Genomic DNA, 26,335 nt, shown 5'->3' on the forward strand with positions numbered 1-26,335 from the left:
AAAAGATGTCGCAATTAGACTTGAACAAATGGAAAAAAGACACAAGAAAAGAAAATACGATATTGACCTAAATTACAGGAAACAAGCTGAAAAACAGGAAATTTTAACTTAGTAAAGTAGAATTAAGCTAAATGAATAAACTATATCTTATTGTACTTTAATCCGAAAGTTTTTTAAAATTAACATAATTTCTTCTGAACCCCTTATAAACAGGTAATCATTTTTGATATTATAAGAAAATAAGTCAGGTTTTGGAACTAACTCTTGTTGTTTTTGAATTTTAATTCTTTTAGCACCTTCATTTATTTGATTACAGACATAATCACAAGAGACAGATAAAATGATAAACATATTCTGATTTTTTCTGCAAAATTTGAAAAGCCTTTGCTTTGTTTTGCTATTGTTCTTATTATTAATTGCAATAACAGATATGTTATTAAGGCTGTGTAAATTTGCGATTTTACAGCATTCTCACTTGTTCCCACAAACGTTTTTATATGTAAATTTTGCTTTAATGCTTTAAAAAATAATTCAATGTCCCAACGTTTTTTATATAAATCTGCAATTGTTCTTGCACTCCGGTCTAAGTTATTGCATATTATGCTGATAACCTTATTTTCATCTTCTTTGTAAACTTTTACAAGACGTAATTTATGTTTATAAATGCCTGTCTTTTTAGCTTTATCTGATGTTAATATTAATTATCTCATCTTTTAAAATATCTTGGTCTGTCTTATACGGCAAATCCAATTCTTCAACAGTTTCGTATAATGTATTAATCTTTATTTTCAATTTGTAAGTTAAAACTCTGCAATTCTATTGCAGTTACTTTAGTTTCTGTAAAATTTTACTTTTACTGTATGAATTATAGAACGAGTTCACATACAGTAAGTCGTTTAACGGCACATATAGTTTGGGTAACAAAATATCGTTATCATGTTTTAAAAGGAGATATTCAAAAGCGATGTAGGAATTTGATAGTTCAGACATGTAATACAGAAAACGTTCAAATATTAAAAGGAGTAGTAAGTAAAGACCATGTTCACATTCATATTGAGTATTCACCGTCTTTGAGTATAAGTGTTTTGGTAAAGAAAATAAAAGGAAGGAGTTCTCGTTTACTACAACTTGAATTTCTTGAATTAAAAAATCGCTATTTGGGTCGTCACTTTTGGGCAATAGGTTATGGAGTTTGGAGTACCGGTAATATAACTAGATGAAATGATTCAATAATACCTTGAACATCACCGAGACAAGCCAAATTCAGAGAAAGGTAATTGGATATTAGAATGAAAAATTTCATTTTTCTTTTTGTTAAACCTATGGATTTCTAATCCATAGTGGTTTAGTTGTATTTTTGGTTCGCTTGAATAATCCCATTTTTTTAAAATTTGCGGTAAAATTTCGGATAGTTGTGGTTCTGTTTCAATAAATATTTGATTTTTTCTGATATATTTGTAATATCTTTAAAAGGAAAAAATCATGAAGAAACTACCATTATTTTTATTTCTTATAATTTCAATATTTGTATTTTCATGTAAAAATAATGAAGATACCGAAAATGTACAAGAATTCAGCTTTCCGAAAGAAAATTTCATTGTCGGACTTGCAAGCCCTGTAAACCTTAGGACAGATACAACAACAATTTTCTTAAAAGATTACATTCCGCAAGATGTTGAAATAATCGAAATTAAAACGCACGAAGCCATTCAACACAAACTTTCAAAAGACAGCCTGCAAATAAAATTAATAATTATTTCGGATGATTTGCCAAAATTGAGTTTTTTAAAATTAAACATCGGGTATATTGAATATTCAATACTTTTAAAAAAATCCGAAAAAATAAAGCAGCAAATAACATTCAATCCTCAAGGGAAAACATATAAAAAAGTTCAAATAAAAGGCGAAATAAATGCTTGGAATCCTAATAATACAAATCTTGTTTTAAAAAACGGAATTTGGGAAATCGAATTTGAAATTGACCCCGGAACATATCAATATCTTTTTGTTATTGACGGCAGGGAAATGCTCGACCCTGCAAATCCTGATAAAATAAACACCGGAATGGGCAATTTAAATTCGGTTTTAAAGGCAGGTTTAATTGAAGACGATAAACTTCCGCAAATATTTACCGACAGCTATTCGCCTAATATTATAAACATTACATACAAAAACAATATTACCGAATTATTGGCAACATACAGAAACTTTGAACTCGACAAAAGCTTCTTTAACCTTAAAGAAGACACTTTTCAAATTGTGATTCCGAAAGATGAAAATGAAAAAGATTTGGCATACATAAGAATTTGGGCATATAACGATTACGGAGTTTCAAACGATTTGCTGATACCGATAAAAAACGGACAAGTTTTGACCGATGCAAAAAAATTAACAAGAAGCGATTTCCATTCGGCAATTTTATACAACACTTTTGTTGACCGATTTAATGACGGAAATCCTGCAAACAACAAGCCCACAAAAGGAGCAATTCACCCGAAAGCAAATTTTCACGGAGGTGATATTGCCGGTATAATTCAGAAAATTGAAGACGGTTATTTTGATGATTTGGGAATAAATACGATTTGGATTTCTCCCGTTGTGAAAAACCCCGAAGGTGCTTGGGGAATGTATCTTAATCCGAAAACAAAATTCTCGGCATATCGCGGATATTGGCCTGTTTCGTTTACAAAAGTTGATGAACGTTTCGGAACGGAAGAAGAACTAAAACAATTGGTTGAAAAGGCACATAAACATAATTTGAATGTACTGTTGGATTTTGTCGCAAATCATGTTCATCAAGAACATCCTATATATCAACAACATAAAGATTGGGCAACAAGTTTATATTTGCCCGACGGAAGACTAAACACGGAACTTTGGGACGAACAACGCCTTACAACTTGGTTTGATGTGTTCCTTCCGACTTTGGATTTATCAAACCCGAAAGTTTATAATATGTTGTCGGACAGTGCCGTATATTGGATAAAAAAATACAATTTGGATGGTTTCAGGCACGATGCAACAAAACATATTCCTGAAATATTTTGGAGAACATTAACACAAAAATTAAAAATACAAGTTGAAATTCCGCAAAACAAAAAGCTGTTTCAGATTGGAGCAACCTACGGTTCGCCTGAATTAATAAGTTCCTATGTAAACACCGGGCAGCTAGATGCTCAATTTGATTTCAATGTTTATGATGCTATGGTTTCGGCAATTACCGAAAACGGTTCTTTTGAAAATCTTGCAAGAGTTTTGAAAACAAGTCAGAAATATTACGGCTCAAATCACTTAATGGGCAACATAACCGGCAACCAAGACAGAGGCAGATTTATTTCCTACGCATCGGGAAGTTTGCGTTTTGACGAAGATGCCAAACTTGCAGGTTGGACAAGAGAAGTAGGCGTTTTAGATACTGCGGGATATAAAAAATGTGCTGTTCTTAATGCAATAGTTTCAACAATTCCGGGTATTCCCGTAATTTTTTACGGAGACGAAATAGGCATTCCGGGAGGCAGCAACCCCGATAATCAAAAAATGATGCGATTTGACAATCTTATTCTGAAAGAAAAAGAATTAAAAGGCATCACAAAAAAATTACTCCATTTTCGAAAAAGCTCAATGCCTCTTATGTTCGGAGATTTGCAAATAATTGAAGCAACTGAAACCGGTTTTATTTTTTCAAGAAATTATTTTAATGAAACGGTTTATGTAATAATTAATTCCGGCAAAGAAAATAAAACATTTGAAATAAAAACTGATAATAAAAACTTAAAAGCACTTTTTAAAACTAATTTCACAACAAATAATAACGGACTTGAAATTATACTCGGGGGGAATTCTTTTGAAATACTTAAATTTAGAGAATAATTAAATATTTTAGCGATACAGTGATATTACGGTATTTAATATTTTTTCATAAACACCACCCAAAGGCAGAGCCTATTGAAATTTTTTCGATGAAATTTTGATAAAAAACAGTAACCATTTTTGTCTGTTGCCCTGAACTTATCCGGCAAATAAGCAAAATTCAACTATTTAAAAAAATATTTTAAAGGACATTATAGTGAAAATTTCCGGAATAATAAATAAAAACAAAATACCTCTCTAAATTTCAACTTAATAAAATTCAAAAATACCTAATTTATTCTTATTAAAATTGATAGCAACTTTTAAGTTACATTGACTTTACAATAGTCATTATTACTTTACATGCGGTATTATTTGAATAAATCACTTATTAACAATTAATTAACATAACACATATTCCATATCACTGATTATATGATACTTGTATTTTTTTTATTTTTTTTTATTTTTTTATTCCTGATTAATATGTTGAAAACTATTTAAATAGATTTTTTTTGATAAAATCAAATAAAAAAGGATTTTTTTTAGAAGAAAATTATTTACAAATTTACAATCCCGAAAATAAAAAAAGCACAAAAACTCGACTTAAATAAAGAACCGTAAATGACAAAAAACCATAAAGAAATTTGGAACAGATGTTTAAGCATTATCAAAGATAATTTAACTGAATTAACTTTTAATACTTGGTTTAAACCGATAATTCCTGAAAAATTGGATGGAAGTGTTTTAACTATTAATGTTCCGAGTCAATTTTTTTATGAATTTCTTGAAGAGCATTATATTGATTTATTAAAAAAAGTAATAAAGAAAGAACTCGGCAGTAATGCTAAACTAAAATACAGTATTGTAATTGATAATTCAAATTATACAAATTCAAAAGTTTTATATCCCGGCAATAACGGAGCAAATTTAAAAAACCCGGGTATTAATATTCCCTTAAAAAACAAAAGTTCCATAAATCCGGATATTCTTCCCGGAATAAAAAAAGTACAGGTAAAATCAAATCTTAATAATAATTACAGTTTTGAGAATTTTGTATTAGGTAAATGCAACAATATTGCGGTTGCAGCCGGGAAAATGATTGGCAGCAGCCCCGGGAATAATCCGTATAACCCTATTTTTATTTGGGGAAAATCCGGAATGGGAAAAACACATTTAGCCCAAGCAATAGGTATTGAAGTAAAAGAAAATTTCGGAGAGAAAAAAATAGTTCTTTATGTTCCTGCGAGAAGATTTGAATTGCAATTTACCAATGCCGCAAGGCAAAACACAAGAAATGATTTTTTGCATTTCTACCAAATGATAGACGTACTAATTATTGATGATGTTCATGAATTCGCAGGAAAATTAGGGACTCAGGATACTTTTTTTCATATTTTTAATCATTTACATCAAGCAGGCAAGCAACTTATTTTGACATCCGACAGATCTCCCGCAGAATTAAAAGGATTGGAAAACAGATTAATATCAAGGTTTAAATGGGCTCTTACAACAGAACTTCAAGCTCCTGATTTTGAAACACGTGTTTCTATTTTAAATAAAAAAGCTGAAAAAGAAGGTATTGAAATATCCGGAACAATTATTAATTATATTGCAGAAAACATTACCGGAAGCATCAGAGAATTAGAAGGGGCATTAATTTCATTATTAGCCCATGCAACATTAATAAAAGAAGAAATCACATTTGAATTTGCTAAATCAAAAATTGATAATCTTGCTAAAAAACCTAAAAAAGAAATTACGATAAAACATATTCAAAAAGTTGTTTGTGATTATTACAATATAAATATTGAAGCAATACAATCTAAAAACAGAAAAAGAGAAATTGTTCAAACAAGGCAAATTGCAATGTTTTTTGCAAAAAGATTTACTAAATATTCATTGTCAACAATAGGTGCCGAAATAGGAGGAAAAAATCATGCAACTGTATTATATGCCGATAAAGTTATAAAAGACCAACTTTCTTACGATAAAAATTTACAATCGCAAATTGAAGATATTGAAAAGCGTATTGAAGCTTATAAATAAAAAAAAGACTATTTTAAATAGCACTATCCGGTAAAGTGTGTAAAGTCGATTTTAAATCGGCTTTTTTATATTATTTCTTTCGTATAACAAAATTTAGGCTTTTCATCTCCCAAATTCCACAAATGAATTGAACCGCCGTTACAATCTTTCAAATGTTCACAACTATTGCATATTGTTTTTTCAACCCAAGTTCTTTTTCTGAAATCATCAAATTTATATTCCCAAACGTTTGAAAAATCATCTTTTAATATATTCCCGACATAAAAAGTTTCATCATTGTTTGAACATCCTGTAATATTTCCGTCTGCAAGGACAGATGCCACATTAACCCCTGCACGACAAAAGAAAGGCTCGTCCCTTACTTGTCTGTCAAAACCAAAAGGCAACCAACCTTCACAACTTAGGTTTATTTTTAAACCTTTTTCTTTGTATTTCTTTTTGTTATCTTTAATCCAATTTAACATTTCCTGTGTTTGTGCAAATGATAATTGCGTTACCGGATTTCCAAAAGCCCTTCCGGAAGGAAAAATACGAAACAAACGCCACGTTGTTATTCCTTTTTCAATTAAAATATTTGCTACGTCATCCAATTCATTAATATTATCCGGATAAACACAAGTTACTGCATCTTTAAATTTCAAACTTGATTTTCCGACCAATTCAAGAGCATTTAAAACTTTTTGGTAAGATAATTTATTGTTGCGAAGTTTGTTATGAGATTTCTCAGTTCCGTCAAGGCTTAAAGTTATGCTGTATAAACCTGCATCAATTAATTTATCAAATTTTTCTTTATTCAATAGCATTCCGTTCGAAACCATTCCCCAACGGCGGTTTCTTTTTTGAATATGTTTAGTAATCGTTAATAAATCTTTGTGAACCAAAGGTTCTCCCCCGGTAATTACAAATGCAAGCTCTTCAGAATATTTATCTGCAATGTAATCTATTATTTTCAACCAACTTTCAGTTGTTAATTCAGGCGATCGGTAATCGGCAATACAATCTGAACCGCAATGCAAACAACTTAAATTGCATTTACGTGTGATTTCTAAAAAAAGGTAGAGTAAATTATGGTCTTTTATTTCAAGTTGTTTATATTTGTTATGAAAGTTCGTCTGCAGTTTATTCTTAATTTTTTTTATCATGCATCTGTCTTTATTTTATTGTTATAAAACAGCTATGCCATCAAAGTTGTAGTTGTAAATTTACTTTCAAATGGTTTTACTGATTTATTTTTAAACAATCACTAATTCACAAATATTATTTCATTATAACAATTGTTGTATCAGGTTCAGTAAGTGTTACTGTCTTTGTTTGAAATTTTCCGAAGTTTTCTTCACTGTCAATATCTTCAATCAAAACTTTTGAACTGTCATCATCATAAAATTCAAAATCGAAAGAAACTACTCCTTCTTCATTTGTATATTTTGCTGCTAAAGTGTCAGAATTATGAATCAAACTTACTGACAAACCCTTTATGGGAACATTTGTTTCTGTTTGAGTTTTTACGGCTTTGTAATAATCAATGTCCGCAGGCATTCCGTATTTCATTTGGCATGATGCAATTGTTAAAGACCCGAGACTGAGAATTTGATAAAATCTTTTATAAACTTTATTCATTATTCATATTTACTTCATAATAATTTAAAGAATCGACAATATCAACAACTTTTGTTTCAAAAAATCCGCCGTTTTCTTCCCCGTCAATATCATTAATAATAACTTTGTAGTCATTCTCGAAATTTTCCGATAAATCAGAATAATTTATTGTTCCGTCAGCACCGGTAACTTCTTCTAATATTCTGTTTCCGTTATTTGTAAGTTGAACTTGTAAGCCGGGAATTGCTTCATTTTTTTCGTTAACAGTTCTTACCGTTTTTTGATATTCCATATCAACGGGCATACCGTAACAAGCCGCCAAAACCATAGAAAAAGACCCCGCAAAAAGAAGAGTTATTTGTTTTTTAAATTTTAATATCATTGTTTTATAATTTAATTAAACTCAAATATACAAAAATATACTTACAAATGTTAATATTTGTTAATTTTATTTTTTAAAAATCAAAATTTAAAAACTTTTAAACATTCTGGCTTGCGAAAACCCGGGAGCATTTACTTCTAAATCAAGAAAATACCCGAACGGTGTTTGTGCTGTTTCATAATTTACATTTTTCAATCTTTTTTCGGCTAAATCAAAAACTTGTTTTGTAAATTCGGGCGATGCTTTACTTTCCGATAGATGAGCAAAAGAATGTAAAACTATAAAATTGCAATCATTTTTTCTGGCTCCCCATTTTAAGTTTTTTGCTAAGTTTTTTTCAACTTTTAATATTTCTTTTTCCGTGTCGTGTTCTTCGGCCTGAATAAAGCCGACTAAGGCATTTTCAAAAGTTTGTCCTTCGGTATGGTCTTCAAAATTTTCCAAAGTTTTAATTGTAGGCGTGTAAGAAAATTTTTTAACGTATATCATTAACAGTTTCATTTTGTATTATTTATATGATTATTTGTTTTTTCAAAAATGTATATTAATTTTAAGAATTGCAAATTTGATAATATGAACTTTCTTGCACATATTTATCTTTCCGGAAACGATGACGATATAAAATTCGGCAATTTCATAGGGGATTGGATAAAAGGTAAAAAATTTAACAAATATTCTCCGGATGTTCAAAAAGGAATTATCCTGCACAGACATATTGATTCTTATACCGATTCCCACCCCATTGTTCGTGAAAGCATTGTTCGGTTGCGTCCTGCATACGGAAAATATGCCGGTGTTGCCGTTGATATTCTTTACGACCACTTTTTAGCAGCGAATTGGCCTGATTATTCAACACAAAGCATTGAATCTTATGTAAATGAATTTCACAGAATAATTATTAATCGTTTCGGTAAACTTCCCAAAAAAGCAAGACGTTTTGCATACCCGTTCATCGGGAATAAACGATTGTTGTGTTATAAAGACTTAAATTGTATTGAAGATGTTTATAATAAAATGGCAATTTATACCTCAATGCCTGATAATACAAAACAAGCAATGCCGATAATTTATAATTATTATGATTCATTTGGAAAAGAGTTCAAAAGCTTCTTTCAGGATATTCAAAATTATGTTACAGAAAACAATGCTTTAAACCAACACATGCCAAACAGCAATCCAAAAGGGTAAAGCAAGCAAACAAGCAATATATGTAATTACCATCATCTCTGCAACTTTTTGTACATCTCCGCCATAGGTTCTTACTTGCAATATCAATCCGGTTGCAGGTGCTGCCGCTGCCTGAATTACAAAAAAATCGGCAAGTAAAGGATTTGTGTCGGCAACTTTTAACCATAACAAAACAGCAATTGTTGTAACGGGAAGTAACACATACTTTACAAATATAACACGGATTATATTCCAAATTTTAGGAAATTTCCGTAATGATGCAGTTCCGAGTGTTGCACCGAGCACAAATGTTGCAACAGGAACTGCTGCTTCTCCTACAAGGCTAACGGAATCAGTAAAAAACGCAGGAAATATATCCTGTAAACCTAAGAGAACCAGCAATAAAGATAAAATATTTGCAATTGCAGGCGGTGTAATTAAGTCGGAATATGTAAATTTAACTTTTGCATCGGAAGAAGTTGAAAGATATTTTCCGAGTGTCCACAGCAAAGGATTATAACCCAAAATAAAAAGGAAAGTTATTAATGCGAACTCTCCGAAATGTTCGGGATAAATTACCTGTCCGATTGGTAAAACTAAATATCCTGCATTTTGCATAGAAGCAATTGCAGTAAGGTTCTTATGCTTTTTGAAATCTATTGCAAAAACTCCGTAAGCAAATAAAAATCCGATTGTGCTCATTAAAATACCGAGTATCGGCAAAATCCACCAATAAGGCAGTTTCTCAGGGTCAAAATTTTCGGTAGTATTTGCAAAAACTAATGCAGGTAAAAAAACAATAACGGTAACTTTTGAAAGTGCATTAATTTGCTCTTGACTTATTATTCTTTTTCTTACCAAGATACCGGCAAAAATGATGATTATAAACACTCTTGCCAGTGCTTCCGACATACTAAAAAAACCGGCAAAGAAAATACTTTCCATAAATAATTATTTCGGACAAAAGTATAATAAAAAAAGAACTGATGAATTATTGCTGAACCGTAACTCCTGAACATAAATGAGCAATTCAGTCTGCAACATCCTTATAATGTGCAAATAAGGTAGGATAATCGCTAATTTTAAAGATCCTCAGTTTAAACACTTAGTTATATTTGACTTTTTACAAATGATAAAAATAACAACTTTAAGTAAGTTGAATAAACAAAATTTTAATATTCCGCTCAACTTTCTAACTTTGTATCTTTTAAAACAAATAAGTTAAATTTAATAATATGAAAAAAATATTAATCTCAATTTTAGTACTAACTGTTTCAGTCGGTATTAATGCACAAAAAGTTAAAAATGTTAAAATGAAAAATAAAAATGATTCTTTAAGCTATGCATTCGGTATCAGCATTGCAGATAATTTATCAAAGCAAAAAATTGAAAATTTAAACCCGCAAGCAATCGGAAGAGCATTTCAAGATTTTTACAATAAAGAAACAAAAATTTCAGCAGATGATGCAAATCAATTAATTCAAAATCATTTTGAGAATCAAGAATCTAAAAAATATAGACCAACCGTAGAAGAAGGAGAGAAATTTTTAAAGGAAAATGCAAATAAAAAAGGAGTAAAAGTTCTTGAAAGCGGTTTACAATATAAAGTTATTACAGAAGGTAACGGAGATACACCAACATCTTCCGATAAAGTAAAAGTTCATTATGAAGGTACTTTAATTGACGGAACTAAATTTGACAGCTCATACGACAGAGAAGAACCTGCGGAATTTGGTGTAACACAGGTTATAAAAGGATGGACAGAAGCATTACAGCTTATGAAAGAAGGTTCTGTTTGGATGTTATATATTCCTTATGATTTAGCATACGGTTCTCGTCAGGCAGGTCAGCATATTAAACCTTTCAGCACATTAATTTTTAAAGTAGAATTAATTTCAATTGTTAAATAAATTAAGTAAAAATGAAAAAGTTAGTATTATCAGTAGTTGTATCAGTAATAGTATTTTCAAGTTGTAAAAACAACGAAGACGCAAAAGTAAATTTAATGAATTTTGATGACTCATTAAGCTATGCAATAGGTCAAGACATTGCAAATAATTTTAAACAAAGCAAATTAGACAGCATTGACATTAACATACTGTCAAAAGCAATGAAAGATTTCTTTGCTGAAGATACGAGCATTATGACCAAGGAAGAGGTAAGTAAAACCTTAACGGCATTTTCAATGAAAATGAGGGCAGAACAAGAAGCAAAACAACTGGAACAAAATAAGATTCAGTTTAAAGCTGAATTAGAAGCAGGACAAAAATTTTTAGAAGAAAATGCTGCAAAAGAGGGTATAATAACAACAGAAAGCGGGCTACAATATAAAGTTATAAAAGAAGGAAAAGGAGCAACCCCAACTGTAAGTGACAAAGTTAAAGTACATTATGAAGGAACTTTAATTGACGGAACTAAATTTGACAGCTCATACGACAGAGGAGAACCGGCTGAATTCGGTGTAACCCAAGTTATAAAAGGCTGGACAGAAGCATTACAATTAATGAAAGAAGGAAGTATATACGAATTATATATTCCTTATCAATTAGCATACGGAGAAAGAGGAAGCGGAAGTATTAAACCGTTCAGCACATTAATTTTTAAAGTAGAATTAATTTCAATTATAAAGAAATAAAATGACAACAGGAACAATATATACAGAAAAAGGGAACATGAAAGTTGAATTTTACAATGATGCAGTTCCTGAAACGGTAGCAAACTTTGTAAAATTATCAAAAGAAGGGTTTTACGACGGCTTAAACTTTCACAGGATAATTCCGGACTTCGTTATTCAAGGCGGATGCCCGGAAGGAAACGGGATGGGAGGACCGGGATACAGCATAAAATGCGAAACAAGCGGAGACAAACAATATCACGACACAGGCGTTCTGTCTATGGCTCATGCAGGTAAAGATACCGGAGGTTCTCAGTTTTTTATTTGCCATTCCAGAACAAATACTGCACATCTCGACGGTGTTCATACTTGTTTCGGAATTGTTACCGAAGGTATTGACGTAATTAATCAAATAAAACAAGGCGACAAAATTCAGAAAATTGTAATAGATTAAGTATGGCAAGTTAATAAAAAAAGAGTCTCAATTTTAATATTGAGACTTTTTTTTTAACTTTGGTATTTAGAAAAATATATAAAAATGAGTTTAGAAATAACAGGAAAATTAATCAAAAAATTACCGGAACAAACCGGTGAAGGAAAATTCGGAAAATGGGTAAAGCAAGAGTTTGTAATTGAAACAACAGATCAATATCCGAAGAAAATATGTTTTGCCGCATGGGGAGATAAAACCGATGCCTTAAAACCGCTTAATGAAGGAGAAAAAATAACAGTAAGTTTCAATCCGGAATCAAGAGAGTATAACGAACGTTGGTACACAGATTTAAAAGCATGGAAAATAATAAAAGCAGAACAATCATCTGTTCAAAACGAAGAAGAGCCACCGCCGTTTAACGAAGATGACATTCCTCCTCCGGAAGAAGAAGAAATTCCGTTTTAATATGCAGAATGTAACTTAAATCACACATAATGAAATATAAATCAATTATTTTAGCTTTTTTCTCGGTATTTACGGCGGTTTTAATTTCTTGCTCATCTGATAATTCCGATGAAATAAAAAACAATAAAGATTCAACAACTGTAAAGGTAATAAATAAACCTATTACAAAAACAGACACTTTGATTAAAACAGATACAGTTGTAAAAGTAACAGAAAAAGAAGAAATAATTGTATCAAAATATATTTGTCCTTTGGGGGACAAAGAAGGGAATTCAGATAAGTCGGGCATTTGCCCGGCATGTGAAATGGAATTAATAGAAAACCCTGATTATCTCAGCAATAAATAACTCTTTAAAAAAGAAATAATGACAGACTTATCAACAGAATTTGCAGGATTAAAACTTAAAAACCCGATAATTGCCGGAAGTTGCGGCTTAACAGGTTCAATTGAACATATTAAAGAAATTGAAGAAAACGGTGCCGGAGCAATCGTATTAAAATCAATTTTTGAAGAAGAAATAACAAACGAATACGAAAAAATATTACAAGAAGCACAATCTGACAACAGACATGAAATTGATTTAGATTATTTTGATTACAAAATCAAACAGGACAATTTAGATAATTACATTTCATTGATTAAAGATGCAAAAGATGCTGTTTCAATCCCGGTAATTGCAAGTATCAACTGTGTTTCTACACATGAATGGTCATTCTTTGCAAAAAAAATTGAAGAAGCCGGGGCAGATGCTGTTGAACTTAATATATTCATAGCACCTACCGACACATCAAAAACAAGTAAAGAAAAAGAACAAATTTATTTTGATATTATAGGCAAAATAACTTCATCAATTCAAATTCCTGTTATTATTAAAATGAGCTACTATTTTACAAATTTAGGAAGTATGATTAAAAGATTATCAGAAACAAACATTAAAGGTCTGGTTTTGTTCAATCGTTTTTTCAGCCCTGATATTGATATAAACTCAAATAAAATAATACCGGTAAACATTTTCAGTACACCGAGCGAATTACCCACTTCTTTACGTTGGATAGCAATTTCTTCAAATAACGTTTCGTGCGATTTAGCTGCTTCAACCGGTGTGCATAACGGAGAAGGTGTAATTAAACAAATTTTAGCAGGAGCAGATGCAGTTCAAATTGTATCTGCAATGTATAAAAACGGCATAGGGGTAATCAAAAAAATGCTTACTGAACTTGAAAATTATATGGCCGAAAAAAATTATGATAAATTATCTTACTTTCAAGGATTAATGAGCCATAAGCATACTGAAAATCCGGCATTATATGAACGCGTACAATTTATGCGATATTTCTCGGCAAGAGATATAACTTAACACAATAAAAAAACATTATGAAAACCAGACTTTATCTGTTAACCTTTGTCCTTGTTGCTGTTGTAATTATCGGTTTCGGATATGCCGGAATGACTTTGTCATTAAATTATATGCAACAAAAGTATATAGAGTTACAACTTGATATTAATAAAAGGCAAGCAGAAAATATGGCTGCTTTTCTTGAAAATCAACTTAAAAACGGCAGCTCAAAGCAAGAAGTCAGAGATAATTTGCAAACTGCTCTCGTAGGTTCAGATGCTGAAAAAGGTTTTTTATGTATGTTTGATAAATATGATGCAGAAATGATTTGTCATCCTGACGAAAACCAAATAGGAATGAAACTTCCTGCAAGCATGAGTTTTGAAAATGCAGAAACAGGTGAAACTGACAAAACAAGAAATGTTATTTTGGAAGGTCTTGCAACAGGAGGTTTATTCCATAAAGAAAACGGAACTGATATTGCTTATATGGTTCCCGTAAAAGGAACGGGGTGGATGATTTCGGCACATGAAAACATAGAAAACATCAGGGCTGAAATAATGAGCCAAAAAGAAATGTTTCTTTTGGGTTTTCTCGTGATAAGTATAGTTTCTGCAATAGTTGCAACTTTAATGGCAAGACTTGTGGGAAGAAGGTATGAGAAAAAAATTGAAGAACAAAACATATTATTAGAAAATACCAATGAAGAATTAAACACAACAAATAATGAACTTCATGCAAAACATAAAGAAATAAGTTTGCAAAAAAAGGTTATTGAAGATCAGCATGAGCAGGTTAAAGAAAAAAATGAAGAGTTAAAATCTATAAATGAAGAATTAACTCAAAAAAATCATGAAATCAACCTACAAAAAACAATAATAGAAGATCAACACGATCATGTTAAAAAACAAAATGAACAAATTTCAGAACAAAATGAACAGATAAAATCAAGTATTCTTTATGCCAGAAGAATACAAGAAGCCCTACTTCCGCCGAATTCTCAGATACAAGAAGTTATTAATGAGCATTTCATTATCTTCAAACCGAAAGATATTGTAAGCGGAGATTTTTATTGGTTTAAAAAAATTAATAACAATATTGTATTTGCAGCTGCAGACTCTACCGGACACGGAGTTCCCGGGGCTTTTATGAGTATGCTCGGAATTGCTTTTATGAATGAAATAGTAACAGAAGATTTTCATAGTTCAGCTTCTTGTTCTGCGTCAACTATTTTGGATGATTTGAGAGAAAAAGTAAAGAACACATTACACCAAACAGGTGAAGATGATCAAACAAAAGACGGAATGGATATGGCTTTAATTTTGTTGAATACGGAAAACCTTGTTATGCAATTTGCAGGTGCATATAATCCTTTGTACATAGTAAGAAACAATAAACTTACCGAAGTTCCGGCAGATAAAATGCCGGTAGGTGTTTATTTAAAAGACAGCGAAACTTTTACAAATAAAAAGGCTCAACTTCAAAAAGGCGATATTTTATATATGTTTTCTGACGGTTATTACGATCAATTCGGCGGAGATAACGGAAGAAAATTTATGAAAAAACGTTTTCGTGAATTATTGGAAGAAGTGTCCGATAAAAATATGAACGAACAAAAACAAGTTTTGGAAAATACATTAGCAGAATGGCAAGGTAAACATGAGCAAGCAGATGATATTTTGGTTATAGGCATAAAAATATAATCGTGTTTTTAAACATTAACTAAATCCCTACATCATATTTTTGTCTAATATTTTAATCGGATTCAAATTATTAAGATTAAATGTAAATCTTATTCTCTCAAAGTAAGTATCTGTCATTACATCGTTAATGTCAATTAACCTTTCCGACATTAATAAGGGAAGATATACTTCAACATTTTTTCTGAATAAACTTAATTTAACACCGCTTTCCCAAGCAAAATTATCTAAAACAAACCTTGAAGGAACAATTTCGGCTTCCGAAAAATATGCAATATTAAAAAATAACTTCAGAGGAATTATTTTCGGCAAATAAGGTAAATCGGAGCTGATATTTAATGATAATAAATAATTATCGGTATTTCCGAACGGTGAGTATGTAACAAAAGCTCCGTCGCTTGCAACAAATTGACTTCCTGCGAAAGAGTTGTTTACAGGTTCATATCTTCCCAAAAATACTTCCTCGTACATATAATCATTTTGCCCTGATATTCCGCTTAAATTGAAATGATATACATTGTTGAGATTATCTTCTTTATACAAAAATGTTCCTGCAAACAATCTGAAATCAACAGCTTTATTTTTTGTATATTTAACTTTATAGTTTGCGGTTACCGATGCTTTTCCGAACATATTCGAAAATGTAGAATTAAACTCAAATATGTAAGGGGAAAAACTTCTGTTATTTATATGTGAGAAGTTAAAATTTAAGTATTGATTAAACTGTTCAGCGTCAAGAACAAACATATATTCAGGGTTGCTTGCAAAAATAGTATTCAAAACTATTATATTTTTCACTTTGCTGCGTCCTGTTTTATTTTTGAAAAGAATTTTAACTTCCGGCTTTACTTTTTGGAAATTATTCTCAAATAAGTTCTCAGAAAAAGCATATTGCTTACCTGAAACAGAAAATTTTAAACTTTGAATAAAATTATTATAAGGATAAAACGTATAGGCAAAATTTGCAGAACCGGCAATATTTTGTGAGCCGAATGCATACATAGGCATAATTTGGTACTCAAATTTGTTTTTAGGTAAAACAGAATTATAGAATATTGCACCTAACATAAATTTATTGTAATTATTCCACCCGACTGCCGGAATAAAATTAATTTGAGTTTTTTCTGAATTTTCAAGTATCCCAAAGAATTTAAATCTTAACGGTTCAAATTTCCTGAATATGCCTTTTGTTTTATAAATATTATTTTTTCTGTAAAGTTCAAGCATATTTAATTCGGCATCAACAACAACTTTATCAACACTTGAATTAAAATCAAATGTTTTTTTACCGCTGAAACCCGAAAACCATTGAGAAGAAATTATTGAATCATTTTTAATTCCGTTAAGCAAAACAGGAGAATTTATTTTTCCGATATTCTTTAAGGTAATTTTATTATTTTTTGCTTTTATTATTTTATAGTCAACTTTTTTTGTTGTTTTCAGTAAATCATCAAACACCCATGATAAATCATCTTCTGTTTCCGTTTCAAATATATTCTGAATGTCCTCAGGATAAGGATGTTTAAACTTCCAATCATTATAAAACTTGTGCATTATTTTATCAAACTTATCCTTACCTAAGTATGTTGACAGATAATCAAAAATACGAGCAACTTTCATATAATTTATCGTTCCGTAATTCATATTACTGAATTTTTCTGCCGAAATTGATGCTTGTTGGTCAATATTCATACGCGCAGAAACAAGATAAGCCAATTCCTGAAAAGTTTTGTATCGTAAATTTTCAATATCAAAAAACTCTGCGGTATTTTTCGGAATTCCTGCTAAATGATAAAACACATCATCTTTACCGTATTTTTCTTTCATGTATCGAGCTTCGCTGAAACTGTTAATACCTTCATCTTGCCATGTAAATTTTCTCTCATTAAAACCGAGAATACCGTAAAACCAATTATGCCCTACTTCATGCATTATAACCATTTCTAAAGAACGTGCATTTCGTGAGTTTCCTATAACGGTAATATTAGGGTATTCCATACCGCCTCCGGCACTCAGCGACGAATGAACCGCCGTACAGTGTTTATAAGGATAATTACCGTATTTCTCGGAATAAAAATATACAGCATCGTTAATATATTCAAGGGATTTTTTCCATAAATCAGCATTTTTATTAGGAAACATAGCCCATGTCGTAACTTTTTGCTCAGAACCGGGAAGTTTAACTTCACCTTTCAAAACATGGAAGCGTTTATCAGCAAACCAAGCAAAATCATGTACATTGTGTTGAATAAACCTGATAGTTTTTAACTTTTCGGATGATTCGGGAAAAGAAGCATCTTTTTTATTAAAGGAATCAATTTTTGCAGTTTTTTCTGCTAATTCATTTAATCTGTTAATTTCTTCTTGATTTTGCAAATTACCCGTAGCTCCTACAATGTAATTTTCAGGCAAAGTTATTGAAATATCAAAAGAACCGAATTCAGAGTAAAATTCACCTTGATTTAAATACGGCATTTGATGCCAACCGAATTTATCGTAAACAGCCGGCTTCGGATACCATTGCGTAATTTGGTAAGATTGACCTACATGTCCTAATCTTGAAGTTACTCCTTTCGGAAGTTTAACATGAAAAGGTGTTGTTATAATAATTTTTTCTCCTGTTTTTACGGAAGTATTTAAATAAAGCTTACAAATGTCGATATTCTTCTTATCATATTCCCACTTTATCGTTTTACCGTTTACTTTAAAATCCAAAGAATCAATATATCCTCTTAATTCCTCATTTTCAAATAATTTTCCGTACTTATCCTCAAGTATTTGTTTTGCCAATGCCGTTTTATTATTATCATAAGCATTGGGCCAAAGATGAAAATAAATAAAATCAAGATTATCAGGCGAATTATTGATATACTCAATAGTTTCAAAGGCTGACAATTCATGTTTTATATCATTTAGGCTTACTCTTATATTGTAATTAACTTCCTGATGAAAATAGTTTTGAGCAAATAAGTTAAAATTGGCAAAAATAATTATTGTTGTAATTAAATATAATTGTGTTTTCATAAATCAGATTTTACAAACAAAATATAACGAAACTATAAATCAACCTTACAAAAATACTCTTATAGTTGTCATTATTATTATTATTTAAATGTTTTTATAAACTTTATTTAAAAAAAAATATTAATTATCAGTAATTTAGATAAGTAGTATTCCTTCTCTTAATAATTTAAATAGAAAAATTAAGATTTCTTAACATTTTTTCGTAATTTTGTACAATCATTTAAAACATCATGCGTTTAAGGTATGAAAATTTTAAAATTATAAATATTATTTATTAACTAAATTATTAAATTATGAAAAAAATTAATGTATTATTAATTGCATTATTTGTAGGAGCATTATCATTTACAAGTTGCGACAATGAAATTGACCCAAGTACTATTGCAGCACCTGTTATCACATTTACAGAAGGTAACGCATCTATTTTAACGGGAGAAGCTGTTTCTGTTTCAGGAACAATTTTTGCAGAAGGCGAACTGGACTTAGTTGTAATCAAAAAAAATGTAGGCGGAACTATTACTGAGTTAGATAATGTATCAAAATTTGATATTAAAACTTCACATGACTTTCTTTTTGATTTTACAGATGTACAAGAATCATTTACTGTTACCGTAGAAGCTACAGATAAAGAAGGTGTTACTAAGTCTGCAACTGCTACAATTACGGCAACTGTTCCTGAGACTATTGTTAAAAGCACGTCTGCTGTCAGAGTTTACAGTGCACCGGCAACAACATCTTCAACTGAACAATTTGCTTCATTAACCTCTTTTACTGCTTATACATGGACAGATGCAGGAACAAATGTTGCAACAGTTGATTTGAATTATTATAACGGAAACTTTACAAAAGGAGTTAGTTATCCTCATTTTATTTCACCGAGTATAACCCCTACAACTTACACCATAAATAACGGAAATACATTAACAAGTGCTAAAACTACTTGGTTTAAAGTTTTGGATGCAACTGACCTTACTAACGTAGGAGCATGGGCTGACATTAATGATGACAGTGCAATTTCTGCAATAACAGGTATCACTTCTACAAATATTACTTGGACGGATGCTGCTGAAACTATTTTGGCTTTTGAATTAGCTGACGGCAAAAAAGGTCTAATCAGAGTAGGTGCTGCTGTTGACGGAAACATTAACGGAACATTTTATGATGCAAATGCAGATTACATTGAGTTTGACGTAATTGTTCAAAAAAATGCACCTGTGGTAAAATAGTTTTAACACAGATAAAGAAAAATTAAAGAGAGGCTTTTGGGTCTCTCTTTTTTTATGATAAACTAACTTTTTGCCATATAGCTGTGTTATACAACAAAATACAGAATCAAGAAAACTTTTATTTCATATTGAATCTTTTTATCATATTTTTACATCTTATTTTGATTCATTATGAATAATATTGACATTAATAATACGGTAAAAGAAATATTTACTGAATATCTTGATAAAAAAGGGCACAGAAAAACTCCTGAACGCTTTGCAATTTTGGAAGAAATATATTCGAGAAGCGGACATTTTGATATTGAAACTCTATATATTTCAATGAAAAATAAAAATTACCGAGTAAGCCGTGCTACTATTTACAATACAATTGATTTACTTTTTGACAGTAATTTGGTTATAAAACATCAATTTGAGAAAAATATCACACAATTTGAACGTTCTTTTAAATATAAACAGCACGACCACATGGTTTGCGATAAATGCGGTAAAATTATTGAATTTTGTGACCCTCGCATTCATAATATTCAAACTACAATAAGTAAATTAATGAATTTTAAAGTAAAATACCATTCTTTATATTTTCACGGTACCTGTGAAGATTGCCAAAAAAATTAAATCAGAGTCTTAAGAAACAGATGAAACAAATGAAAGTTGATGTATTATTAGGTTTGCAATGGGGAGACGAAGGAAAAGGTAAAATTGTAGATGTATTAACTCCCCGGTATGATATTGTTGCCAGATTTCAGGGAGGTCCTAATGCAGGTCATACTCTTATTTTTAATGATGAAAAGTATGTTTTGCATCTTATTCCTTCCGGAATATTCAGAGATAATACAATTAACTTTATAGGCGACGGTGTTGTTCTTGATCCTGTGATTTTCTTTGATGAAGTTGAAAACGTTGAAAAGTCGGGTAAAAGTGTAAAAGATAATTTATATATAGGCGAAAGAACTAATTTAATACTGCCTACGCACCGAATATTAGATGCTGCAAATGAAAATGAACTCGGGAAATCAAAAATAGGCTCAACAGGTAAAGGAATAGGACCTGCTTATGCTGATAAAACAGCACGATATTCTCTTCATGCTAAAGACATACATTCAGTTAGCTTTAAGAAGAAATACAATAGTCTAAAAAACAGACACTTAAAGCATCTTGGGGTTTATGATTTTGATTTCGATATTAAAGAATATGAAAATAAATGGTTTGAAGCAATTGAAAAATTAAAACAATTTACTTTAAAGAATAGTAATGTTTTTATTAATTCTTCTTTAAAAGAAGGGAAAAAGATTTTAGCCGAAGGAGCACAAGGAACATTACTTGACATAAATGCCGGAACTTATCCGTTTGTAACTTCTTCACAGGTTACCAGTGCAGGAGTTTGTTCGGGCTTAGGAATTGCACCGAATAAAATAGGTGAAGTTTTCGGAATTTTTAAAGCATACACAACTCGTGTAGGCAGCGGCCCGTTTCCTTCTGAATTATTTGATGACACCGGGAAGAAGCTTCAAGAATTAGGGCATGAATTCGGGGCAACAACAGGCAGAGAAAGAAGATGCGGTTGGCTTGATATGGTTGCTTTAAAATATGCCGTTGAAATTAACGGAGTTTCTCAGCTTATTATGACGAAAGCAGATGTTTTGGAAGGTTTTAAAACATTTAAAGTTTCGGAAAAATACAATGACGGCAAAAATGATATTAATTATTTTCCTAATGAATTAGATAGTATTAAACCTGTTCTGAAAGAGTTTACTTCTTGGAATGTAAATCTCAAAAACTGCAAAACAAAAGATGAGTTTCCTAAGGAATTAAAAGATTACATTTCTTATATTGAAAAAGAAATCGAAGTTCCCGTAAAAATAGTTTCAACGGGACCGGACAGAAAAGAAACCGTATTTTGTTAGTTGAAAAATAGTGATTCTATTATTTCTCAGGCACTTTTTTATAGGGAATTGTAAAATAAAAAGTTGCACCTTTTCCTTTTTTTGATTCAACCCAAATTTTGCCGCCGAGCATTTCGGTATATGCTTTTGATATTGCTAAACCTAAGCCGGTTCCTCCGAATTTTTTTGTGGTAGAATAATCCGCTTGACGAAATCGTTCAAAAATAATCTTAATTTCATCTTTAGTTAAACCTATTCCGGTGTCTTTTACAGAAAATAAAATAAACTTTTCCTCATAAATTGTTGAACTTATTGTAACCGACCCTTTATTTGTAAACTTAATTGCATTTCCTATCAGGTTTGTTAAAATTTGATTGACCTTTGTTTTATCTGTAATTATAGTATCTTCTCCTACCGGAATTCCGTAATTAATAATAAGCTTAACTTTTCCGTTACTTTTTTCATATGCCACGCCTTGAAAAAATTTATGTAAATCCAGCATACAAAAATTAACCTTACATTCCTCTTCAAAAATACTTACATGACCCGCATCAATTTTTGATATATCAATAATGTCATTTATCAAATTTAACAAGTGGTTTCCGCTTTTGCTTATTATTTCAATATAATTTTGTTTTTTTTCTTCGGGTAAATCAGGTTTTTTCAATAAATCTGTAAAGCCCAATATTCCGTTCATAGGTGTTCTTATTTCATGGCTCATATTTGCCAAAAAAGCTGCTTTCATATTTCCGGCAGATTCTGCTTCTTCTTTTGCTTTTTTCAACTCACTTATCAGGTTTACCCGTTTTGTTATATCTCTGCCTATACTTAATAATGCTTTTTTTCCGTTAAAATCAACTACTTTTGTATTAACTTCTGTATATAATCTTTTTCCGTCTTTACTTATTGCAATTGTTTCAAAAACAGAAAACCCTTTTTCTCTGATTTCTTTTATACGTTCTTCTAATTTTTCAGAACTTTCGTTTAAATCAAAATCTTCAGGATTAAGCTTCATTGCTTCGTCATAAGTGTAACCCAATCGTTCATAAAATGATTTGTTTACTTCAAGCATATTCCCCGAAAAATCATGAACTATTATTGTATCTTCGGCAAAATCAAATATATTCTTAAAATTTTCTTTACTTTGAATGAGGGCTTCTTTTGTCTTTACTTCTTTTGTTATTATTTCTTTTTCAGCAAGAAAATTTGTAATTATTCCGTTTTCATCTTTTAAAGGGAATATTGTTGTATTTTCCCAAAACAAATCTCCTTTTTTTGATTTATTAATGATTTCTCCTCTCCAAGTTTTTCCTGAGATAATTGTTTCCCATAAATTATTGTAGAAATATTCGCTTTGTTTACCCGACTTTAAAATACGAGGTGTTTTTTCTTTTAGTTCTTCCAATTTATAGCCGGTTATTTCAGTAAATTTTTTATTTACATATTCGAAATATCCGTTAACATCAGTAATAAAAATAATATTTACACTTTCTTCAATTGCTGTTGAAAAAGTATTTAATAAATTGTTATATGATTGCAAATACTTAATATGTCGAAACTTATTTTTCATTAAAAAAAATATGGCATCTAATATATTTAACTCAAAATTGTGAATATAATTATATTTTTTCAAAAAAACATCCGTGATATTAAATTATTTTGACAGAATAATATCATAATTGTAAATTTTAATCCAATAATACTTACTTTATTTTCTGAAAAAGAAAAAAAAAATTAGTTTTGCAATTGCTGTTTATAAAAGCCCGGATGGCGGAATTGGTAGACGCGCATGGTTGAGGGCCATGTTCCATTATTTGGAGTGCAAGTTCGATTCTTGTTCCGGGCACATTGAAAAAAATACAAAAAGGCGATATTAAACGTTAAAGCCCTGTTTGCTTTTCAAACAGGGCTTTTTGTTTGTCCAAAAAATATTAGAATAGCTATATCAAATGTTGAAATGTCTATATTTTGTGGTACATTTGTGGCACACTAAACAATTGAAATGAATAAAGCAGTATTTAAAATTGTCTATAATAGAAATAAAAGATTTGACAAAATTGGTCAAGCTCCGGTATATATTGAGTGCTATTTGAACCGACAAAGGAAATATATAAATAACAGGTATTAAAATTGAACCAAAGCATTGGGACAGCAAATTAAATGCAATAAAATCAAAGGCATTGCTAAATTAATATATATAGAGTGTTGTTTCGTTTATGCATTAACAGAAGCATTGACAATTCCAGCATTTGTTTGCTCTTCGAATAACATTTTTTCGTCTCATCCTTGCTAAATAATGCCTAAATAAGCTGTTGTAACCTTCTACCGTAAAAGTTTCAGCTTTTGATTGTATATGTTTTGCTTTCGGAACTATTACTTCATATGCTTTCCAATAATCACTTGTGATTATCTCCATTTTGTTATTTTTTATTTTATCCCAGAATTTGATAGCCGTTTTGTTGCTTCTGTCACCAATAACGAAGTTGATGAACCTTTTCCCAAGTCTATCAACAGCAATCCAAATCCAACAATAGTTTTTTTATTGCCGATGTAACTGTGCATTTCATCTAATTCAGCAAATTCAATAGAAGAATTATCAGCTTGCAGTTCTTTTACTTTTTCTCCAAAATCTCGTATCCAATTTAACACAGAAACATTACTCACGCCTAAAACCCTACCTATTGAACGGAAACCAAGTCCTTCTAAATACAATTGGAGAGCTTTTCTTTTTTTCGTTTCTTTTGGATATTCACCCGAACGTTTTTCAACAGTATAATTATATCCGCATTCCTTACACCTATACCTTTGAACTCCTTTTAAAACACCATTCTTTACTTTTTTACTGCTACCACATTTTAAACATTTCATATTGTTTTTCTGCAAACATACAAAATCTATATCAATTTAGCAAAGCCCGCAGTAAAAACAATTTCTGATGATGCTCCTTCATACAATGACACTGTTTATTACAACTTAAGCGTAACAGAAGACGGAAATATGAATTACTCCGGTACATACGATGATGAATCGGATACTTGGAATAATTCCGACTTACTGAACGGTAAGTATCTTTTTATTTCATACAAAAGTGTAAACTATTTAATAATAAGAGGCAGAACAGATAGGTATAAAAAGAATTGATAAACAATCTTGTTCCCAATTCGGCGTAGATTTGCGTAGCATATCTACGTCGAGCTATAACAGATAGTTTTAACTATCGTAGTAAATGTATAATGTAAAAATAAGAGAACAAAAGCATAGATGCGAAATCAAATAAAAATCATAGCAGCCTTATTACTGTTTCTGCAATTGTCATTTCAAGCAACAGCCCAAGAAATTACAGAGGCAGACACAAGCCAAACCGAAGCCCCAAACTACAAAATCCACGTTTTGGCAAAAGTTACGGATACAGAAATTGTACTGCGTTGGGCTCCGGATAATCCGATTGCATGGCATTATGCCAACCAATACGGCTATACCGTTGAACTACACACCATTATCAGAGACGGCAAACAAGTTATTCCTTCGGATAAAAAAATATTGACACCAAAAGGCATAAAACCTGCCGGTGAAGACCGATGGGCAAAAGCAGAGATAAACAAATACAATGCAGTGGCTTGGCAAGCCATATTCGGTGAAACCTTTGAAGTAAACGAAACCGATAATGAGATGATGAAAATTAAAGATAAAACCAACGAACTTGTCAGTCGTTGGTCTCTTGCTTTGTTTTCCTGCGACCACTCAACAGAAGCTGCCGAACTGTCCCTACAACATAGCCACATTTTTTTAAAAGAACTCTTTAAATTTCTTTTAGTTACGGAAAGTGTCGATAATCTTAAAGACAGTTTCTTTGTTTATCTTTAAATAGGAATGTTTCATCCGCTAGGATAGAATGGAACATTTTTGGATATTAAGGTTAAATATAGTATATTTGTACCGTAATGGTACACTAAAAACATAATTATGTTAGTAATAAGTAGTAGAGAATTTAGACAAAATCAAAAACTATACTTTGAAAAAGCAGATAAAGGAGAGCATATTATTGTTCAAAGAGGAAAGGACAAATCCTATGCTTTAACTCCTGTTACAGAAGATGATATGTATTTTAATTCTGAAATGATTAAACGGATTAAGCAAAGCGTTTTAGAGGTTCAAAAAGGAGAAACTAAAAAGATTTCCTCTTCTGATGAAATAAAAGAATTGTTAGGTTTATGAGTTATATATTAGAGTTTTCTAAAATTGCATTGGAAGATATTGCGAAACATAAAAAATCAGGAGACGAAACTACTTTAAAGAAAATTGAAAAATTACTTAATGAATTAAGAGAGCATCCAACCACAGGAATAGGGCAACCTAAATTATTGAAACATAACTTACAAGGCTTGTATTCTCGTAGAATAAATAAAAAACACCGTTTAGTTTATTCTGTAAAAGTTGAAATTGTTACAGTATATGTCTTAAGTGCTTATTCTCATTACGGAGATAAATAATTCCTCTGCTGATAAATCTCACTGACGTTCGTTTATACTCTTCATTCATGTAAGTAGTTGTAACGAGTGCAACAAAGCAAACATAAAATGAACAAACTAAAATAATGTCAGATA

Annotated in this window: 24 protein-coding genes, 1 tRNA gene and 3 pseudogenes; 19 read left to right on the forward strand and 9 right to left on the reverse strand. The window is 30.8% G+C overall.

From position 1 onward, the window contains the following. Positions 1–279 precede the first annotated feature (279 nt). Positions 280–789 (reverse strand): annotated as a pseudogene (locus L3J35_12180) (transposase). A gap of 71 nt (positions 790–860) precedes the next feature. On the opposite strand from L3J35_12180, the pseudogene tnpA reads away from it, so the two are divergent. From tnpA to dnaA, 3 genes and pseudogenes are all read left to right on the forward strand, one after another. After that, a pseudogene (gene tnpA / locus L3J35_12185) lies at positions 861–1,233 on the forward strand (IS200/IS605 family transposase). Positions 1,234–1,482: 249 nt separating this feature from the next. Then, positions 1,483–3,870 carry a hypothetical protein gene (locus L3J35_12190; GenBank protein MCF6366947.1) on the forward strand — a complete coding sequence of 796 codons (2,388 nt, stop codon included), beginning with the start codon at positions 1,483–1,485 and terminating at the stop codon, positions 3,868–3,870. A 603-nt stretch (positions 3,871–4,473) separates the two neighbouring features. Continuing rightward, a complete protein-coding gene (dnaA, locus tag L3J35_12195; GenBank protein MCF6366948.1) occupies positions 4,474–5,898 on the forward strand; it encodes a chromosomal replication initiator protein DnaA in 1,425 nt (474 codons plus the stop codon). A gap of 65 nt (positions 5,899–5,963) precedes the next feature. Here dnaA and L3J35_12200 read toward each other — a convergent pair whose 3' ends face one another. From L3J35_12200 to L3J35_12215, 4 genes are all read right to left on the reverse strand, one after another. Further along, entirely contained in the window at positions 5,964–7,040 is a 1,077-nt protein-coding gene (locus tag L3J35_12200) for a radical SAM protein (protein MCF6366949.1), read from the reverse strand. 115 nt (positions 7,041–7,155) lie between these two features. After that, the gene (locus L3J35_12205) at positions 7,156–7,515 is read right to left on the reverse strand and encodes a hypothetical protein (GenBank protein ID MCF6366950.1); all 360 of its coding nucleotides are present in this window, start codon (positions 7,513–7,515) and stop codon (positions 7,156–7,158) included. Further along, positions 7,508–7,876, reverse strand: coding sequence for a radical SAM-associated putative lipoprotein (locus L3J35_12210; GenBank protein MCF6366951.1), 369 nt, complete (start codon positions 7,874–7,876; stop codon positions 7,508–7,510). The genes L3J35_12205 and L3J35_12210 overlap by 8 nt, the downstream gene beginning before the upstream one ends. Before the next feature lie 87 nt (positions 7,877–7,963). Next, positions 7,964–8,377: a threonyl-tRNA synthetase editing domain-containing protein gene (locus L3J35_12215; protein MCF6366952.1), complete on the reverse strand. Its 414-nt coding sequence runs from the start codon at positions 8,375–8,377 to the stop codon at positions 7,964–7,966. Between the two features lie 72 nt (positions 8,378–8,449). Here L3J35_12215 and L3J35_12220 point away from each other — a divergent pair, with 72 nt between their 5' ends. Continuing rightward, entirely contained in the window at positions 8,450–9,064 is a 615-nt protein-coding gene (locus L3J35_12220; protein ID MCF6366953.1) for an ACP phosphodiesterase, read from the forward strand. Here L3J35_12220 and L3J35_12225 read toward each other — a convergent pair. Then, complete coding sequence (locus tag L3J35_12225; GenBank protein ID MCF6366954.1) at positions 9,026–9,988, reverse strand: AEC family transporter; 963 nt, start codon at positions 9,986–9,988, stop codon at positions 9,026–9,028. The two genes, L3J35_12220 and L3J35_12225, sit on opposite strands and share 39 nt — an antisense overlap. A gap of 290 nt (positions 9,989–10,278) precedes the next feature. Between L3J35_12225 and L3J35_12230 the strand changes: the two genes are divergently transcribed. The 7 genes from L3J35_12230 to L3J35_12260 all read left to right on the forward strand — a co-directional run bounded on the left by L3J35_12230 (position 10,279) and on the right by L3J35_12260 (position 15,595). Beyond that, positions 10,279–10,953, forward strand: a complete 675-nt coding sequence (locus tag L3J35_12230) for an FKBP-type peptidyl-prolyl cis-trans isomerase (GenBank protein MCF6366955.1) — start codon at positions 10,279–10,281, stop codon at positions 10,951–10,953. Positions 10,954–10,964: 11 nt separating this feature from the next. Then, entirely contained in the window at positions 10,965–11,678 is a 714-nt protein-coding gene (locus tag L3J35_12235; GenBank protein ID MCF6366956.1) for an FKBP-type peptidyl-prolyl cis-trans isomerase, read from the forward strand. 1 nt (position 11,679) lies between these two features. After that, the gene (locus tag L3J35_12240; protein MCF6366957.1) at positions 11,680–12,111 is read left to right on the forward strand and encodes a peptidylprolyl isomerase; all 432 of its coding nucleotides are present in this window, start codon (positions 11,680–11,682) and stop codon (positions 12,109–12,111) included. An 84-nt stretch (positions 12,112–12,195) separates the two neighbouring features. Continuing rightward, positions 12,196–12,555 (forward strand): DUF3127 domain-containing protein, encoded by a 360-nt coding sequence (locus tag L3J35_12245; protein MCF6366958.1) that lies wholly within the window; start codon positions 12,196–12,198, stop codon positions 12,553–12,555. A gap of 29 nt (positions 12,556–12,584) precedes the next feature. Further along, positions 12,585–12,902 (forward strand): hypothetical protein, encoded by a 318-nt coding sequence (locus L3J35_12250; protein MCF6366959.1) that lies wholly within the window; start codon positions 12,585–12,587, stop codon positions 12,900–12,902. 18 nt (positions 12,903–12,920) lie between these two features. Then, entirely contained in the window at positions 12,921–13,913 is a 993-nt protein-coding gene (locus L3J35_12255; protein MCF6366960.1) for a dihydroorotate dehydrogenase-like protein, read from the forward strand. 17 nt (positions 13,914–13,930) lie between these two features. Beyond that, positions 13,931–15,595, forward strand: coding sequence for a SpoIIE family protein phosphatase (locus tag L3J35_12260; protein MCF6366961.1), 1,665 nt, complete (start codon positions 13,931–13,933; stop codon positions 15,593–15,595). Between the two features lie 27 nt (positions 15,596–15,622). Here the strand turns inward: L3J35_12260 and L3J35_12265 are convergent, their stop codons facing one another. Then, positions 15,623–18,616, reverse strand: a complete 2,994-nt coding sequence (locus tag L3J35_12265) for a M1 family metallopeptidase (protein MCF6366962.1) — start codon at positions 18,614–18,616, stop codon at positions 15,623–15,625. A gap of 293 nt (positions 18,617–18,909) precedes the next feature. On the opposite strand from L3J35_12265, the gene L3J35_12270 reads away from it, so the two are divergent. The 3 genes from L3J35_12270 (at position 18,910) to L3J35_12280 (ending at position 21,752) form a co-directional block, all read left to right on the forward strand. Continuing rightward, complete coding sequence (locus tag L3J35_12270) at positions 18,910–19,842, forward strand: hypothetical protein (GenBank protein MCF6366963.1); 933 nt, start codon at positions 18,910–18,912, stop codon at positions 19,840–19,842. Between the two features lie 171 nt (positions 19,843–20,013). Continuing rightward, on the forward strand, positions 20,014–20,463 hold the full coding sequence (locus tag L3J35_12275) for a transcriptional repressor (protein MCF6366964.1): 450 nt from the start codon (positions 20,014–20,016) through the stop codon (positions 20,461–20,463). A 29-nt stretch (positions 20,464–20,492) separates the two neighbouring features. Next, positions 20,493–21,752, forward strand: a complete 1,260-nt coding sequence (locus L3J35_12280; protein ID MCF6366965.1) for an adenylosuccinate synthase — start codon at positions 20,493–20,495, stop codon at positions 21,750–21,752. 19 nt (positions 21,753–21,771) lie between these two features. Here the strand turns inward: L3J35_12280 and L3J35_12285 are convergent, their stop codons facing one another. After that, a complete protein-coding gene (locus tag L3J35_12285; protein ID MCF6366966.1) occupies positions 21,772–23,301 on the reverse strand; it encodes a PAS domain S-box protein in 1,530 nt (509 codons plus the stop codon). Between the two features lie 191 nt (positions 23,302–23,492). Here L3J35_12285 and L3J35_12290 point away from each other — a divergent pair. Then, positions 23,493–23,577: transfer RNA gene (locus tag L3J35_12290), tRNA-Leu, on the forward strand. Positions 23,578–23,914: 337 nt separating this feature from the next. On the opposite strand, the pseudogene L3J35_12295 reads toward L3J35_12290, so the two are convergent. After that, positions 23,915–24,599, reverse strand: a pseudogene (locus tag L3J35_12295) (IS1 family transposase). A 129-nt stretch (positions 24,600–24,728) separates the two neighbouring features. Between L3J35_12295 and L3J35_12300 the strand changes: the two are divergent. The 4 genes from L3J35_12300 to L3J35_12315 all read left to right on the forward strand — a co-directional run bounded on the left by L3J35_12300 (position 24,729) and on the right by L3J35_12315 (position 26,221). After that, positions 24,729–24,872 (forward strand): hypothetical protein, encoded by a 144-nt coding sequence (locus L3J35_12300; GenBank protein ID MCF6366967.1) that lies wholly within the window; start codon positions 24,729–24,731, stop codon positions 24,870–24,872. A gap of 120 nt (positions 24,873–24,992) precedes the next feature. Beyond that, complete coding sequence (locus tag L3J35_12305) at positions 24,993–25,595, forward strand: hypothetical protein (protein ID MCF6366968.1); 603 nt, start codon at positions 24,993–24,995, stop codon at positions 25,593–25,595. 99 nt (positions 25,596–25,694) lie between these two features. Then, positions 25,695–25,946 carry a prevent-host-death protein gene (locus L3J35_12310; GenBank protein ID MCF6366969.1) on the forward strand — a complete coding sequence of 84 codons (252 nt, stop codon included), beginning with the start codon at positions 25,695–25,697 and terminating at the stop codon, positions 25,944–25,946. After that, the gene (locus tag L3J35_12315) at positions 25,943–26,221 is read left to right on the forward strand and encodes a Txe/YoeB family addiction module toxin (GenBank protein ID MCF6366970.1); all 279 of its coding nucleotides are present in this window, start codon (positions 25,943–25,945) and stop codon (positions 26,219–26,221) included. The genes L3J35_12310 and L3J35_12315 overlap by 4 nt, the downstream gene beginning before the upstream one ends. The last annotated feature ends 114 nt before the right edge of the window (positions 26,222–26,335 follow it).

The organism is Bacteroidales bacterium (assembly GCA_021648725.1).
Classification (GTDB): domain Bacteria; phylum Bacteroidota; class Bacteroidia; order Bacteroidales; family JAADGE01; genus JAADGE01.